Origin of the sequence: Streptomyces sp. NPDC047706, assembly GCF_043204795.1 — a bacterium.
Lineage (GTDB): Bacteria > Actinomycetota > Actinomycetes > Streptomycetales > Streptomycetaceae > Streptomyces.
Genome location: NZ_JBIDCW010000003.1, coordinates 329,963 through 343,951, shown reverse-complemented (window position 1 = coordinate 343,951; position 13,989 = coordinate 329,963). Strand labels below are relative to the sequence as shown.

The following is a 13,989-nucleotide window of genomic DNA, read 5'->3' as shown; positions in this document are numbered from 1 at the left end:
CGGGCCTGCCCCACCAGCATCGCCAGCGACCTCGCGGCGGCGGCGCCGCGGGGGCGACGGCGTACGGCACCGCGCAGCGCGATGTGCGCGGTGGGCCGGCCGTGCCGCAGCGGACTGTCGTCGATGAGGTCGTCGTGCACGACCGCGGCGGCATGCACCAGCTCCATGGAGGCCGCCGCCCGTACCAGTGCGTCGCTGTCGGGCTGTCCCGCCGCGCGCCAGCCCCAGTAGCAGAAGGCCGCCCGCAGCCGCTTGCCGTCCGCGACCGCCGCCTCCAGCTGGTCGGCCACCGGGCCGAGGGCCGGATCGATCGCGGCGAACTGCTCGGCCTCCCGGGCGACGAAGAGACGCAGGGCCTCGTCGACGCGGGACCGGAAGGCGGCCGGTTCCCACCGGTCAGCTGTCATCGGCGGTCCGTCGCGCCTGGGCGTGCCGGGCCAGGATCTCCAGATGGGCCGGGGGGACGGCCGTGTACCGGTCCAGGACCAGGCGTCCCCGCGCCAGCAGGTCGTGCTCGGTGTCGGCCGCCAGTGCGGCGGTGTCCGAGCGGCGCAACAGCCCCCGGACCGTCCCCAGGGCCGAGCTCATGGTGCTCACCGCCAGATCGGCCAGGCCTGCCACCAGCAGTACCGCCCGATCCTCCGGTCCCCCGCCGCGTCCCGCTTCCCTCGTCATGCCACTCCCCACCCAGCAGGTACGGGCGGCGCCGGTCGTACGCCGCCCGTACCAGCATCAGGACACCCCGGTCATGGGAGTGGAGGAACTCCCGACCGGGTGAAGAGCCGTATGTCCGTACGGATCGTGCTCAGCAGCTCCGCCTGCCCGTGTGCACCGCCAGCGCGGTGTTGGCGCCCAGGGTCGCGGTGAGCTGGCCGGAGCCGTTCACCGTCACCGTGGTGTTGTTCTGGACGTTGCAGTACGACCCCGCCGGCAGCGACGTCTGGTACGTCCGGGTCAGGGATCCGGACTCGTGGTTGATCGCCACGAAGCCCTTGTTGCCCCGGCCGAAGGCGATCGCGTCGCCGCCGTTGTCCCACCAGTTGGTCACCGACTGGCCCCGCGTGGCGTTGCGGAAGGCGACCATGCGCTGGATCTCCGGCCAGGCGTGCTGGCACTTCCAGCCGTTCTGCCAGCAGGCGTCCACCCGTCCGCCGTTCGGCGGCCCGGCGTCGTGGTCGGTGAACTCGTAGCCGGAGTTGATGTCGGGCGCACCGTAGGGCCAGGCCAGCATGAAGACGTTGGCCAGCGTGTAGTTGGCGTTGTCCTTGTAGCTCAGCGTGGAGCCGTTGCGCTCGGTGTCGTGGTTGTCGACGAAGACACCGGAGACGCCGCTGCTCATGTACCCCCAGCCCTCGCCGAAGTTCTTGAGGTAGGCGAGGTTCTCGTTGTTGAAGACGCGCTTGAGGTCGTAGGCGTAGCGGAACTCCTGGACGTCTCCGTTGCCGGTGTACTCCGTCGGCTGGACGGCCTCTCCGCTGCCGAAGATGACCTCCTGCTTCCAGTAGGCCGACGGGTTGCTCAGGCGGGACTTGATGTTCGCCAGGTCGGCCGCCGGCATGTGCTTGGCGGCGTCGACGCGGAAGCCGTCGACGCCGAGGGAGAGCAGGTCGTTCATGTACTTGGCGATGGCCCCGCGGACGTACTCCTCTCCCGTGTCCAGGTCGGCGAGGCCGACCAGTTCGCAGTGCTGGACGTTCCAGCGGTCCTGGTAGTTGGTGATCTGGGCCGTGCAGTTGTCGAAGTCGAAGGACGAGTACAGGCCGGGGTAGTCGTACTTCGTGTACGACGAGCCGCCGGTGCCGGTGCCGCTGCCGGCCGACATGTGGTTGATGACCGTGTCGACGACCACCTTGACGCCCGCCGCGTGGCAGGTGTTGACCATGTTCTGGAAGGCCGTACGGTCGCCCAGGCGCCCGGCGATCTTGTAGCTGACCGGCTGGTACGAGGTCCACCACTGGGCGCCCTGTATGTGCTCGGCGGGCGGGGAGACCTGTACGTAGCCGTAGCCTGCGGGGCCGAGGGTGCTGGTGCACTCGCGGGCGACCGAGGCGAAGTTCCACTCGAACAGGACGGCGGTGACGTCCTTGGTGCCGGGCGGCGAGGCCTGCGCCTCAGTCGGGTGCATGACAAGGGCGGACGCGGTGGCGGCGGCTGCCAGGGCGGCCGCCCAGGGAAGGGTTCTGCGTGCCATGTGTGGGGTTCCTTCACCGTTGAAGGCTCTTGCTGAAAACTTTCAGCCATCTTGCGGTGACGGGAATGTTAAAGGCCCGCCGCCCGAAAGGGCAGCGGGCCGTACGAAGTTCAATGCAAAATCTTGCGGGACGGCTTTCAGGAAGCCGTCCACCACACCGTGGTGTCGGCCGGCACCTTCACCTCGCCGTCCGCCTCGCACACCTCACCGCTGGTGAGCAGCAGCCGGCCGTACGCCGGGGTCGTCACCGACTCCCCGCCCGTGTTCGCGACGCAGACGAACTCCCCCCGCCGGAAGGCGAGCACACCCTCGGGCGCCTTGAGCCACTCGACCGCCTCCCCCGCGCCCAGGTCGGCCTGCCGCCGCCGGACGGCCAGCGCCGCCCGGTACAGCTCCAGCGTCGAACCGGCCACCCCGTCCTGCGCCGCCACGCTCAGCTCGCCCCACTCCCGGGGCTGCGGGAGCCAGCTGCCCCCGCTGCCGAAGCCGTACGAGGATCCGGTGCGCGTCCAGGGGATCGGCACCCGGCAGCCGTCACGGAAGCCGTCCTGCCCCGCGCCACGGAAGTACGCCGGGTCCTGGCGCACCTCGTCCGGCAGGTCCACGACGTCCGGCAGGCCCAGTTCCTCGCCCTGGTAGATGTACGCCGAGCCGGGCAGCGCCAGCATCAGCAGCGTGGCCGCCCGCGCCCGCTTCAGACCCAGCTCACGGTCGCCGGCCTCGCGGATCTGGGTGCCGAGGCCCGGCGGGTTGGCGAAGCGGGTGGCGTGCCGGGTGACGTCGTGGTTCGACAGCACCCAGGTGGCGGGGGCGCCGACCGGGCGCATCGCCTCCAGGGTGCGGTCGATGACCGTGCGCAGCTCCTCGGCGTCCCAGGACGTGCTGAGGTACTGGAAGTTGAAGGCCTGGTGCAGCTCGTCGGGGCGGACGTAGTTGGCGGTGCGCTCGACGGTCGGGGTCCACGCCTCGGCGACGAAGATGCGCTCGCCGGCATACTCGTCGAGGACCAGCCGCCACTGCCGGTAGACCTCGTGCACACCGTCCTGGTCGAAGAACGGCATGACATCGTTGCCCAGCAGCTTCAGCTGCTCGTGGGATCCCAGGTCGGGCAGGCCCTCGGCCTTCACCAGGCCGTGGGCGACGTCGATGCGGAAGCCGTCCACGCCCATGTCCAGCCAGAAGCGCAGGATGGAGCGGAACTCGTCGCCGACGGCCGGGTGCTCCCAGTTGAAGTCGGGCTGCTCAGGCGCGAAGAGGTGCAGGTACCACTCGCCGGGCGTGCCGTCCGGCTCGGTCACCCGCGTCCAGGCGGGGCCACCGAAGATCGACTCCCAGTCGTTGGGCGGCAGTTCGCCCTCCGTCCCCTTGCCGGGGCGGAAGTGGTAGCGCTCGCGCAGCGGGGAGCCGGGGCCCTCGGCGACGGCGCGCCGGAACCACTCGTGCTGGTCGGAGGAGTGGTTGGGCACCAGGTCGACGATGATCCGCAGGCCCAGCGCGTGCGCGTCGCGGATCAGCGCGTCGGCGTCCAGGAGGCTGCCGAACATGGGGTCGACGGCGCGGTAGTCGGCGACGTCGTATCCGGCGTCGGCCTGCGGGGAGGCGTAGAAGGGACTCAGCCACACGGCGTCCACGCCGAGGTCGCGCAGATAGGGGAGGCGGGAGCGTACGCCTTCCAGGTCACCCATGCCGTCGCCGTTGCTGTCGGCGAAGCTGCGCGGATAGACCTGGTAGATCACCGCGTCCCGCCACCAGTCGCGGCGCTTGGCGACGGTGGCGACGGCGGAGTTCGGTGCCGGGTCGGCAGTGTGCTGGCTCATGGCGTCCTTGATGTGTAACCGACTTGAGGTCGTTCAGGCGTGGGTACGGCGGAGGGCGGGGTGGGCCGGGGTGACGAGGCGGCCGCGGTGCCGGCGGGGTCGGAGAGGCACCGCGGCCGCCACCCGCACCGAACCGGGCGCGGGGGTCTCGGGTGAGGGGCGTCAGCCCTTGGTGCCACCGGCGGTGAGTCCGGTCACCAGGTTCTTCTGCACGAGGTAGAAGAACGCGGACACCGGTATCGCGATGAGCACCGCGGTGGCGGCCATCAGGTTCCGCTGGGCGTCGTGCTCGCTCACGAAGCTCTGCAGGCCGACGGCGAACGTGTACTTCTCGTCGTCCAGCAGGAACGTGGTGGCGAAGGCGACCTCGCCGAAGGCGGTGATGAAGCTGTAGAACGCCGCCACCGCCAGGCCCGGCCGGGCCAGCGGCAGGATCAGCCGCAGGAAGGTGCCGAACGGCGACAGCCCGTCGACGCGTCCCGCCTCGTCGATCTCGAAGGGGATGGTGTCGAAGTACCCCTTGAGCAGCCAGGCGCAGTACGGCACGGCGGTGGAGCAGTAGACGAGGATCAGACCGAGGTAGGTGTCGATGAGCTGGAGCTCCGACAGGATCTGGTACATCGGCACGATCAGCACGGCGATCGGGAACATCTGGGTCACCAGCAGCACCCACATGAACTTCCGGTAGCCCGGGAAGCGCATCCGGGACACCGCGTAGCCCGTGGTGGCGGCGATGATCACGCCGATGAACGTGGTGCCCAGGGAGACGACCAGCGAACTCTTCAGCCAGTCGAAGAAGTTCGTCTCGGTCAGGACGTACGAGTAGTTCTCGAACGTCATCTTCCCCCAGATGCGCCCGGGGTGCAGATAGTCGTCCTTGTCCGGACCGAGGGACAGGAAGACCAGCCAGGCGATCGGGAAGAGCGCGATCAGGCTTGCGACGGTCAGGATGCCGTGCGAGGCGAGGGTCCCGGCGAGGCCGCGCCCGCCGCGCCGGCGCGTGGCGCGCCGCGGGGCGGAGGCGGGGGCCTGGTCCGCGGTGGCGGACTTCTGGACGGTCGTGGTGCTCATGGGGACTCCTGCCTCAGATCGCGAGCTGCTGGTCATTGCGGTTCAGCCAGCGGCGGTAGACGGAGGTGAAGACGATCAGGATGGCCAGCAGCAGGATGCCGTAGGCGGCGGACTGTGCGAAGTCGCGCGGCTGCTGACCGAAGCCGAGGTAGTACGCCCAGGTGACGAGAATCTGGGCATCCGGCGCAGTGGTGCCGAACAGCAGGAAGATCACCGCGAACTGGTTGAAGGTCCAGATCACGCCGAGCAGGACGACGGTGGAGCTGACCGACCTGAGGCCGGGCAGGGTGACGTACCGGAAGCGCTGCCAGGCGTTCGCGCCGTCCATCTCGGCCGCCTCGTACAGCGTGCGGTCGATCGACTGGAGTCCGCCGAGCAGCGAGACCATCATGAACGGCACACCGCACCAGGTGTTGACCATGATCGCGGCGAACCGCTGCCAGAAGGTGTCCTCCAGCCACAGCGGCGTCGGCAGGTGCAGGAATTCCAGCGCCGAGTTGATGACGCCGCCGTCGGCGAGCATGAAACGCCAGCCGAAGACGGTGACGAACGTGGGCACGGCCCACGGCAGGACCAGGATCAGCCGGTAGAAGGTGCGCCCGCGCAGCTTCTGGTTGAGCAGCAGGGCAAGACCCAGTCCGATGGAGTAGTGCAGGCCGACACAGGCGGCCGTCCACACGATCGTCCAGATGAAGTGCGACCAGAAGCGGTCGTACGCGGTTTCTCCCCACAGGATGTCGGCGTAGTTGTCGAAACCGATGAACTTGTAGGTGGCCGCGATCTCGTTGACGCCGATCGTGCGCGCCGTGTTGAGGCTGTTGGCGTCCGTGAGCGTCAGGTAGAACCCGTACGCGAGCGGATACAGCACCAGGACGCCGAGCACGACGACCACGGGGGTGATCATCGCGTAGGCGTACCAGTACCGCTGGTAGCTGCGCCTCAGGCGCTGGACGGCGACTGTCATGGTTCGACAACCTTCGTGTGGGTCTGCGGATCGAGGGGCATGACGCACAGGCCGGTGGCCGCCGGGTCCGTCCCCCCCAGGGACGGCGGACCCGGCGGCCACCCGGCGGTCACTTGCTGAAGTCCGGCACCAGCTTGGCGATGGAGGTCTCGGCGCTGCTCAACCCCTCGTCCAGGGACTTCTTGCCGCCGGCGACGGCGAGCAGCTCGTCGTCGAGCGGCCCCCACAGCGAGCTGTACTCCGGCAGCGCGGGGCGCGGCTGGGCCGCGGCGAGGACGCCCTGGTAGCCGGCGATGCCCGGGTCGGCCTTGACCTCGGCGGTGTAGGCGTCGTCGCGGGTGGGCAGCGTGTTGTTCTTCAGGGCGATGGTCTCCTGGGCCTTCGCCGAGGTCATGAAGTTGACGAACTTCAGCGCGGCCTTCTGGTGGGCCTCGTCGGAGCCGGCGTACACGGAGAGGTTGTGGCCGCCGGTCGGGGCGCCCGCCTTGCCGGTGGAGCCGGCCGGGACGGAGGCGATGCCCAGGTTCTCCTTGTCCTTGAACGCGGAGCCCTTGTAGAAGTTGGTGATCTCCCAGGGGCCCTGGATGATCGCGGCGACCTTGCCGTTGACGAACGCGTCCTGGATGTGGGCGTAGGCGTCGGCGGTGGTGTCGGCCTTGTGCAGGCCCTTGCCCTCGAACAGGCTCTGCCAGGTCGCGTAGGCCTTCCTGGCCTCGGGCGACTTCACCGTGATCTTCTTGGCCTCGGCGTCGACGGTGTCGGTGCCCTCGCCGTAGAGGAAGGACTGGGCGTAGTAGGCCTGGGTGGAGCCCCAGTAGCCGTCCACCCCGGTCTTGGTCTTGATGGTGGCCGCGGCCTTCTTCAGGTCGTCCCAGGTCTTGGGGGCCTCGACGCCGGCCTCGGCGAAGAGCTCCTTGTTGTAGACCAGCGCGAGCGTGTCGGTGGTGAAGGGCACGCCGTAGGTCTTGCCCTCGTACTTGGCCTGCTCGATCAGGCTGGACTGGAACTTGTCCTGGTCGGCGAGGGCCTCGGTGCCGTCCAGCGGCAGGAAGTAGCCCTTCTTCGCGAAGGCGGGCGTCCAGCCGACCTCGGAGCGCAGGATGTCCGGGGCGCCCTTGGAGCCGGCCGCCGTGTCGAACTTGTTCTGCGCCTGGTCGAAGGGGACGTTGACGTACTTGACCTTGATGTCCTTGTTGGCGGCCTCGAACTCCTTGACCAAGGCCTGGTACGTCGGCGCCTCGTTGGTCGCGTTGGAGGTGTCCCACCAGGTGAGGGTGACCGGGCCGTCGGCCGAGTCGCCGCTGTCGTCTCCGCCGCAGGCCGTCGCCGCGAGGGCGAGGGACGCCACCAGCGCGGTGGCCGCTATGCCACGCCGCATGAGTTCTCCTTGAGGGTGAAAGCCCGTGTTGCAGGGGAAGGTCCCGTCTACCGCCCCTGTCGACTTACCGACTGCGCCGTTGCCGCCGCCGGGCGACCGTGAACGTAACAGCGATGTAAGCGTTGCGAAAGACCTTGCAGCAAAAAAGTGCAAGGCATCACCGAAGTTATCCGCGCGTGACCTCTCGTCGACCGCTGTGAAACCGTTGTTCTACGGGGTTGAGCGGGCACGGACCGTGTTGTGCAAGACTCTGCAAGCTCTTGCCATCCACGTCACGAAGGGACGCCATGCCGCAGCAACCCGCAGCGCGCCGGTCAACCGCCCGTACCCGGCGTCCGATTGGTGTGCAAGGCGACATACGGCCGGTACAGTCCAGTGCCGTGACCACACGGCTTGCCGACATCGCTGCTCAGGCGGGGGTGAGCGAAGCGACCGTCAGCCGCGTCCTCAACGGGAAGCCCGGCGTCGCCTCCACCACCCGCCAGTCCGTGCTGGCCGCGCTCGACGTGCTCGGCTACGAGCGCCCGGTGCGGCTGCGCCAGCGCAGCGCGGGCCTGGTCGGCCTGATCACGCCGGAGCTGGAGAACCCGATATTCCCGGCCCTGGCGCAGGTCATCGGCCAGGCACTGACCCGGCAGGGCTACACACCGGTGCTGGCCACCCAGACCCCCGGCGGCTCCACCGAGGACGAGCTGACCGAGATGCTGGTCGACCGCGGCGTGGCCGGCATCATCTACGTCTCCGGACTGCACGCCGACACCACCGCCGACATGCAGCGCTACGAGCAGCTGCGCGCCCAGGGCGTGCCCTTCGTGCTGGTGGACGGGTTCTCCCCGAAGGTGCAGGCGCCCTTCATCTCGCCCGACGACCGGGCGGCGATGACGCTGGCGGTCACCCATCTCGCCTCCCTCGGCCACACCCGGATCGGCCTGGCCCTGGGCCCGAAACGGTTCGTCCCGGTGCAGCGCAAGATCGAGGGGTTCGTCCGTGCCGTGCAGGACCAGCTGGGCCTGAACCCGGAGACCGTCGAGGCGGAGCTCGTGCAGCACTCGCTGTACACCCTGGAGGGCGGCCAGGCCGCCGCCACGGCCCTCATCGCCCGGGACTGCACGGCGGTGGTGTGCGCCAGCGACATGATGGCCCTCGGCGCCATACGGGCGGCCCGGCAGCAGGGCCTTCAGGTCCCGACGGACATCTCGGTCGTGGGCTTCGACGACTCCCCGCTGATCGCCTTCACCGACCCACCCCTGACCACCGTCCGCAAGCCGGTCCCGGCGATGGGCCAGGCGGCGGTGCGTACGCTGCTCGAGGAGGTCGGCGGGACGCCGGCGCCGCACAGCGAGTTCGTGTTCATGCCCGAGCTGGTGGTGCGCGGTTCCACCGCTTCCGCCCCCGGTGACCGGAATCGTCCCTGAGGCGGACGGCCGCCGCCCCACCTGATACGCGGGGACGAGGCGGGCGCCTGGCTGAGTCGTAGAACGTACGTGCTGAACCCCACCTGGGGATGATCGGACCGCGTTCGCTTTTCTGGCAGACTCTGTGCCCATGGGTGAGACGACCGTGACGACACCGGAGGGCCGGGCAGAGGCCGTTCCGTACCCCGTCGCGGACGACATGGGGGCGGGTTTCCTGCGCCGGCTGCGGACTCCGCGCCGGCCTCGGCTGTGGTTCGAGATCCTGTTGATCGCGGTGAGTTACTGGACCTACTCCTTGATCCGCAACGCGGTTCCGGAGCAGAAGGCCGAGGCGCTGCGCAACGCGGACTGGATCTGGAAGGCCGAGCAGGTCCTGGGCATCGCCGTCGAGCAGTCCGTCAACCATGCCGCGAACTCGGTGACTTGGCTCATCGTCGGCATGAACTACTACTACGCGACACTGCACTTCGTGGTCACGCTCGGTGTCCTCGTATGGCTCTACCGTGGTCATCCCGGCCGCTACGCGGCGACCCGCATGGTGCTGTTCGCGACGACGGGCGTGGCGCTCGTCGGTTACTACCTGTATCCGCTCGCCCCGCCCCGGCTGATGAACGGCGGACACTTCGTCGACACGGTCATGGTGCACCAGACGTGGGGTTCGATGGCTTCCGGCGACCTGAAGAGCATGTCCAACCAGTACGCCGCGATGCCGTCCATGCACATCGGCTGGTCCCTGTGGTGCGGGCTGACGATCTTCGCACTGGCGACGGTGCCGTGGGCCCGGATGCTGGGCCTGCTCTACCCGACGCTCACGCTCGTGGTCATCGTGGCCACCGCCAACCACTTCTGGCTGGACGCCCTGGGCGGCATGCTCTGCCTCGCCTTCGGCTACGGCGTGGCACGCGCGTGGTACGGCGCGCTGCCGCACGCCCTGCCCCGGGTGGTCCCGCAGGGCAGGCCGCTGGTGCCGAAGCAGGCCTAGGGTTCTTCAGGCCCGTGGGTGCGGGGGCCCGCCCGGCGACCGGGCCCTGCCTATCCCTCGTAGAACAGCGAGTCCACCACTGTCCGGGCCCGCCGTGCCGTGCGCCGGTACGCGTCGAGCATGTCGCCCACGTGGCCCGGCCCGTACCCCAGGTAGCGCCCCACCGCCGCGAGCTCCCGCGCATGCGAGGGGAAGGTGTCCCCGGCACGTCCGCGCACCAGCATCACGGCGTTGCGCACGCGCGTGGCGAGCACCCACGCCTCGTCCAGGGTCCCGGCGTCCTCGGGGGAGATCAGCCCGGCCTCCCGCGCCGCCGCCAGGGCCTCGCGGGTCCGGGTGGTGCGCAGCCCCGGCAGCTCGTACCCGTGCCGCAGTTGCAGCAGCTGCACGGTCCACTCCACGTCGGACAGCCCGCCCGGTCCGATCTTGGTGTGCAGCTTGGGGTCGGCGCCCCGGGGCAGCCGCTCCGACTCCATACGGGCCTTCAGCCGCCGGATCTCCCGCACGGCCTCGTCCGCGAGCCCGTGCTCCGGGTAGCGCAGCGGGTCGATCAGCTCGACGTAGCGGCGGCCCAGGTCCTCGTCGCCGGCGACCGGCTCGGCGCGGAGCAGGGCCTGCGATTCCCAGACCAGCGACCAGCGGCGGTAGTAGGCCTCGTACGACTTCAGGGTGCGCACCAGCGGTCCCGTCTTGCCCTCCGGCCGCAGGTCGGCGTCGATCAGCAGCGGCGGATCGGCGCTCGGCAGCTGCAGCAGCCGGCGCATCTCGGACACGACCCGGTTCGCCGCGTCGGACGCCTCCCGCTCGTCGGCGCCCTCTCGCGGCTCGTGCACGAACAGCACGTCCGCGTCGGAGCCGTAGCCCAGCTCGTGCCCGCCGAACCGGCCCATCCCGATCACGGTGAACCGGGTCGGCAGGGTGTCCCCCCAGCCGTCCCGCACCACCGCCCGCAGCGTCCCCGCCAGGGTCGCCGCCGTCAGGTCGGACACGGCGCCGCCGACGAGGTCGACCAGCTCGCCCTGGTCCGCCTCGGCGGGCTGGGCCTCGGTGCCGTAGGAGCCGACGATGTCCGCGGCGGCCGTACGGAACAGCTCACGCCGGCGAACGCCACGGGCCGCGGCGACCGCCTGCTCGCCGCCGTCGGCCCGGCCGACCGCCGCGAGGATCTCCTGCTCCAGCTGGGCCCGCGGGCGTGGCTCAAGTCCCCCGCCGTCCCCGTCGCCCAGCAGCGCCACCGCCTCGGGGGCGCGCATCAGCAGGTCGGGGGCGAGCCGCCCGGCGGACAGCACGCGGGCGAGGTTCTCCGCCGCCGCGCCCTCGTCGCGCAGCAGGCGCAGATACCACGGCGTCTTGCCCAACGCGTCGGACACGTTGCGGAAGTTGAGCAGTCCGGCGTCCGGGTCGGCGGAGTCCGCGAACCAGCCGAGCAGCACCGGCAGCAGGGTCCGCTGGATCGCCGCCTTGCGGCTGACGCCGGACGCCAGCGCCTCCAGATGCCGCAGCGCCGCGGCGGGGTCGGCGTACCCGAGTGCGACGAACCGCTCGCGTGCCGCCTCGGGACTCAGCCGCGCCTCACCGGGGGCGAGTTGGGCGACCGCGTCGAGCAGTGGCCGGTAGAAGAGCTTCTCGTGCAGGCGGCGTACGACGGTGGCGTGCCGCTTCCACTCGCGGTTCAGCTCGGCGACCGGATCGGCGCGCAGGCCCAGCGAGCGGCCCAGGCGCCGCTGGTCGGCCTCGGCCTCGGGGACGAGGTGGGTGCGGCGCAGCCGGGAGAGCTGGATGCGGTGTTCCATGGAGCGCAGGAAGCGGTAGGCGTCCTCCAGCTGCGTGGCGTCGGCGCGGCCCACGTAGCCACCCGCGGCCAGCGCCCGCAGGGCCTTCAGGGTGGAACCGCTGTGCAGCGAGGCGTCCGCCCGTCCGTGCACCAACTGCAGCAGCTGCACGGCGAACTCGACGTCACGCAGACCGCCCGGCCCGAGCTTGAGCTCGCGCTCGATCTCGGCGACGGGGATGTTCTCGACCACCCGGCGCCGCATCTTCTGCACATCGGCGACGAAGTTCTCGCGTTCGGCGGCCTGCCACACCAGGGGGCCCACGGCGGCGACGTACTGCGCGCCGAGCTCGAGGTCGCCGGCGACCGGCCGGGCCTTGAGCAGGGCCTGGAACTCCCAGGTCTTGGCCCAGCGCTGGTAGTAGGCGAGGTGGCTGCTGAGCGTGCGCACCAGCGGGCCGTTTCTGCCCTCCGGGCGGAGGTTGGCGTCCACCGGCCAGATGGAGCCCTCGACGGTCGTCTCCGAGCAGATCCGCATCATGTGCGAGGCGAGCCGGGTGGCGGCCTGCAGGGCCTTGCCCTCGTCGGCGCCCTCGGCGGCCTCCCCGACGAAGATCACGTCCACGTCGGAGACGTAATTGAGCTCGTGACCACCGCACTTGCCCATCGCGATCACCGCGAGCCGGCTCACCGCGGCGTCCGCGGGCGCGGCTTGCGACGCCAGGGCGAGGGCGCGGCGCAGGGTCGCGGTGGCCAGGTCCGCGAGCTCGGCCGCGCTCTCCTCGACGTCGATCGTGCCGCACACGTCACGGGCGGCGATGGACAGCAGACAGCGCCGGTAGGCGACGCGCAGCGCGACCGGGTCGGCCGCCTCGGCCAGCCCCCGCTCGAACTCCGCGACCCCCCGGTGCAGGTCCCGCGGCTCGTACGTGACCAGCGCCTGCCAGTCGCCCGAGTGCCGCGCCAGGTGGTCGGCGAGGGCGTCGGAGGCGCCGAGCACTCCGAGGAGCCGGTCGCGCAGGGGCTTGGAGGCCGTGAGGGTGTCGAGCAGTTCGCGGCGCGCGGTGGCGTCGGGCTGCGCCTCCAGCAGTCGTACCAGGCCGTGCAGCGCGAGGTCGGGGTCGGCGGTGGCGCCCAGCGCGTCCAGCAGCACGGGATCGTCACGGACGGCGCCGAGCCCGGTGCTCTCCAGCAGGTGCTCGGCGCCGGACGGGTCGGTGAAGCCGTGCCGCAGCAGCCGCGTGAAGGTACTGCTTCTGCGCCCCGGCGTCATCCTGCGCCCTCCCGTCCGGATCAGCGTGGTACGAGCCGAGCCTAACCGGCCCGCCGGTGCGGGGCGCCGATGAGTTCCGGCGTCGAGCGGGGTCTGCACCTTCGACGCAGACCGTGGCAGGAGGCAGCTCATGACCGGCAAGCGACCCCAGACCCGGCTGGACGCGCGCTACAGCGACGAGACGGCCACCGCGACGCCCTGGCCCGAGGCCGAGGCGCTGCTCGAGACGGCCGAGCTGTTCTGGATCTCGACGGTACGTCCGGACGGACGGCCGCATGTGACGCCGCTGCCCGCGGTCTGGTCGGCCGGGGCGCTGCACTTCTGCACCGGCCCGCAGGAGCGCAAGGCCCGCAACCTCGCCCGGAACGCGCACGTGGTCCTGACCACCGGCACCAGCACCTGGGACAAGGGCTACGACCTGGTCGTGGAGGGCGAGGCGGCCCGGGTGACCGACGACGGCCGGCTGCGCGAACTGGCGGCGGCCTGGGAGGCGAAGTACGGCGAGTTCTGGCGCTTCGCGGTACGGGACGGATGCTTCCACCACGGGGCGGGGCCCGCTTATGTCTTTTCGGTGGCGCCGCGCACCGTTTTCGGCTTCGGTAAGGGGGAGCCGTTCAGCCAGACGCGTTGGCGTTTCGACCTGGAGGAGCATTGATGGACTTCACTCTCGAAGTGATTCCGCTGCCGGTGAGCGACATCGACCGGGCCCGCGACTTCTACCGGGACAAGGTCGGCTTCCACGTCGACATCGACCAGGAGGTCATGCCGGGCATGCGGATCGTCCAGCTCACTCCCCCGGGATCCGGCTGCTCGATCGCCCTGGGCGACAGCATCTGGGACATGGCCCAGGGCGAGACGAAACCCGAGCCCGGCTCCTACCAGGGCCTGCAGCTCTGCGTCGCCGACATCAAGGCGGCCCGCGCGGAACTGGTCGAGCGGGGCCTTGAGGTCTCCGAGCCCGTCCAGTACGCCCCCGACGACGGCGCCACCTTCATGTACTTCAAGGACCCCGACGGCAACGGCTGGTCCGTCCAGGAGTACCGCCGGCGCGCCACGGACCCCTTGCACCAGGTGCTGCGGGACCTGGCGGGCCGGCAGCGGTAACGCCCGGGCCCGGCACGGACGAC

11 protein-coding genes and 1 pseudogene are annotated in these 13,989 nt (G+C 70.5%); 4 read left to right on the top strand and 8 right to left on the bottom strand.

From position 1 onward, the window contains the following. Positions 1 to 8: 8 nt before the first annotated feature. From ACGF8A_RS05350 to ACGF8A_RS05320, 7 genes and pseudogenes are all read right to left on the bottom strand, one after another. A pseudogene (locus ACGF8A_RS05350) lies at positions 9 to 407 on the bottom strand (polyprenyl synthetase family protein); the annotation flags it as partial. Beyond that, on the bottom strand, positions 397 to 675 hold the full coding sequence (locus tag ACGF8A_RS05345) for a polyprenyl synthetase (RefSeq protein ID WP_393104423.1): 279 nt from the start codon (positions 673 to 675) through the stop codon (positions 397 to 399). The gene ACGF8A_RS05345 and the pseudogene ACGF8A_RS05350, both read right to left, overlap by 11 nt. Before the next feature lie 130 nt (positions 676 to 805). Next, entirely contained in the window at positions 806 to 2,191 is a 1,386-nt protein-coding gene (locus ACGF8A_RS05340) for an alpha-amylase family protein (RefSeq protein ID WP_393104421.1), read from the bottom strand. A 137-nt stretch (positions 2,192 to 2,328) separates the two neighbouring features. Beyond that, positions 2,329 to 4,008 (bottom strand): glycoside hydrolase family 13 protein, encoded by a 1,680-nt coding sequence (locus ACGF8A_RS05335; RefSeq protein WP_393104419.1) that lies wholly within the window; start codon positions 4,006 to 4,008, stop codon positions 2,329 to 2,331. A gap of 162 nt (positions 4,009 to 4,170) precedes the next feature. Beyond that, on the bottom strand, positions 4,171 to 5,079 hold the full coding sequence (locus ACGF8A_RS05330; protein WP_393104417.1) for a sugar ABC transporter permease: 909 nt from the start codon (positions 5,077 to 5,079) through the stop codon (positions 4,171 to 4,173). 13 nt (positions 5,080 to 5,092) lie between these two features. Further along, positions 5,093 to 6,043, bottom strand: a complete 951-nt coding sequence (locus ACGF8A_RS05325; RefSeq protein ID WP_393104414.1) for a carbohydrate ABC transporter permease — start codon at positions 6,041 to 6,043, stop codon at positions 5,093 to 5,095. Positions 6,044 to 6,152: 109 nt separating this feature from the next. Continuing rightward, positions 6,153 to 7,421, bottom strand: a complete 1,269-nt coding sequence (locus ACGF8A_RS05320) for an extracellular solute-binding protein (RefSeq protein ID WP_393104412.1) — start codon at positions 7,419 to 7,421, stop codon at positions 6,153 to 6,155. A gap of 380 nt (positions 7,422 to 7,801) precedes the next feature. On the opposite strand from ACGF8A_RS05320, the gene ACGF8A_RS05315 reads away from it, so the two are divergent. Together ACGF8A_RS05315 and ACGF8A_RS05310 are read left to right on the top strand one after the other, a co-directional pair. Next, a complete protein-coding gene (locus ACGF8A_RS05315; protein WP_393104410.1) occupies positions 7,802 to 8,836 on the top strand; it encodes a LacI family DNA-binding transcriptional regulator in 1,035 nt (344 codons plus the stop codon). Positions 8,837 to 8,966: 130 nt separating this feature from the next. Next, entirely contained in the window at positions 8,967 to 9,818 is an 852-nt protein-coding gene (locus ACGF8A_RS05310; protein WP_393104408.1) for a phosphatase PAP2 family protein, read from the top strand. A 50-nt stretch (positions 9,819 to 9,868) separates the two neighbouring features. Here ACGF8A_RS05310 and ACGF8A_RS05305 read toward each other — a convergent pair whose 3' ends face one another. Then, positions 9,869 to 12,862 carry a bifunctional [glutamine synthetase] adenylyltransferase/[glutamine synthetase]-adenylyl-L-tyrosine phosphorylase gene (locus tag ACGF8A_RS05305; protein ID WP_393104406.1) on the bottom strand — a complete coding sequence of 998 codons (2,994 nt, stop codon included), beginning with the start codon at positions 12,860 to 12,862 and terminating at the stop codon, positions 9,869 to 9,871. Positions 12,863 to 12,992: 130 nt separating this feature from the next. Between ACGF8A_RS05305 and ACGF8A_RS05300 the strand changes: the two genes are divergently transcribed. Together ACGF8A_RS05300 and ACGF8A_RS05295 are read left to right on the top strand one after the other, a co-directional pair. After that, entirely contained in the window at positions 12,993 to 13,517 is a 525-nt protein-coding gene (locus ACGF8A_RS05300) for a pyridoxamine 5'-phosphate oxidase family protein (RefSeq protein WP_393104404.1), read from the top strand. Next, the gene (locus ACGF8A_RS05295) at positions 13,517 to 13,966 is read left to right on the top strand and encodes a VOC family protein (protein ID WP_393104402.1); all 450 of its coding nucleotides are present in this window, start codon (positions 13,517 to 13,519) and stop codon (positions 13,964 to 13,966) included. The genes ACGF8A_RS05300 and ACGF8A_RS05295 overlap by 1 nt, the downstream gene beginning before the upstream one ends. The last annotated feature ends 23 nt before the right edge of the window (positions 13,967 to 13,989 follow it).

Coding starts and splice junctions, on each gene's coding strand:
- ACGF8A_RS05305 (WP_393104406.1), bottom strand. CDS start 12,862: ATGACGCCGGGGCGCAGAAGCAGTACCTTCACGCGGCTGCTGCGGCAC.
- ACGF8A_RS05320 (WP_393104412.1), bottom strand. CDS start 7,421: ATGCGGCGTGGCATAGCGGCCACCGCGCTGGTGGCGTCCCTCGCCCTC.
- ACGF8A_RS05300 (WP_393104404.1), top strand. CDS start 12,993: ATGACCGGCAAGCGACCCCAGACCCGGCTGGACGCGCGCTACAGCGAC.
- ACGF8A_RS05335 (WP_393104419.1), bottom strand. CDS start 4,008: ATGAGCCAGCACACTGCCGACCCGGCACCGAACTCCGCCGTCGCCACC.
- ACGF8A_RS05345 (WP_393104423.1), bottom strand. CDS start 675: ATGACGAGGGAAGCGGGACGCGGCGGGGGACCGGAGGATCGGGCGGTA.
- ACGF8A_RS05310 (WP_393104408.1), top strand. CDS start 8,967: ATGGGTGAGACGACCGTGACGACACCGGAGGGCCGGGCAGAGGCCGTT.
- ACGF8A_RS05295 (WP_393104402.1), top strand. CDS start 13,517: ATGGACTTCACTCTCGAAGTGATTCCGCTGCCGGTGAGCGACATCGAC.
- ACGF8A_RS05330 (WP_393104417.1), bottom strand. CDS start 5,079: ATGAGCACCACGACCGTCCAGAAGTCCGCCACCGCGGACCAGGCCCCC.
- ACGF8A_RS05325 (WP_393104414.1), bottom strand. CDS start 6,043: ATGACAGTCGCCGTCCAGCGCCTGAGGCGCAGCTACCAGCGGTACTGG.
- ACGF8A_RS05340 (WP_393104421.1), bottom strand. CDS start 2,191: ATGGCACGCAGAACCCTTCCCTGGGCGGCCGCCCTGGCAGCCGCCGCC.